The sequence below is a fragment of the Priestia sp. P5_B4 genome (assembly GCF_056400385.1).
Genome location: NZ_JBFULJ010001295.1, coordinates 1 through 779 on the forward strand (window position 1 = coordinate 1; position 779 = coordinate 779).

The 779-nt window shown below is 35.3% G+C and carries 1 protein-coding gene; it reads left to right on the plus strand.

Going from position 1 to position 779, the window contains the following annotated elements:
- The first annotated feature begins 189 nt into the window (after positions 1 to 189).
- Positions 190 to 624, plus strand: coding sequence for an Hsp20/alpha crystallin family protein (locus tag AC1DRF_RS30580; RefSeq protein WP_013082862.1), 435 nt, complete (start codon positions 190 to 192; stop codon positions 622 to 624).
- Positions 625 to 779: the final 155 nt, after the last annotated feature.

Sequence of the window (779 nt, forward strand, 5' to 3'; positions counted from 1 at the left end):
ATAGAAAGCTCTATACGTAATTATACTTTTTTTATTCTACATAATCCTTCTTTTTCACTCAAAATCTCTTTTTTTTCTCACATTTTTTCACTTATTTACGTGTTTTTCTCATTTTTTGTAAGCAGGCATTGAATTTTCTTTTTTTCATATATATAGAAGGAATTTACGTGAATATAAGGAGGGTTTCCTTTGAGTAAAAAATATGAAGAGATTGATTGGGGTTCGATTCAGCATAAGGTAGAAGATATGCTTGGAAATCACTTTTGGAGCGATTTAAATCACATCTTGCCCAAGCGATTTCCAAACGTCGACTTATATGAAACCGATAAAGAAGGCATTATCGTCGTTGAGGTTCCTGGACTGCATTCAACTAACGACATTCAAATCAAGTTGGACGCAAATATATTAACAGTTGAAGGAAACGTTCCTTATGCTTATGAAGCATCTAAACAAAAGTTAAAGCTCAACGAACGCCATACAGGCGTATTTTCTCGCACGGTCAAACTTCCTTTTCACTACACAGACGAACCAGTTCGCGCTAAGTACAAAAATGGATTATTGGAAATTCGACTGAATAAGATAGAAAATGATCAAACCATTGCCATACAATTTGAAGATGATTAACTGCACGTAACAAAAACCCTTCTGTTAGCAGAAGGGTTTTTGTTAGAGCGCTGAACTTAACACAATGTTTCCTTTTGGCGTCTTATTATTCGCGTTCGGTTCTAAAGTAATCGCCATAACATCCCACTTTTCAGTCTGTTCTTTTTGGCTCATCG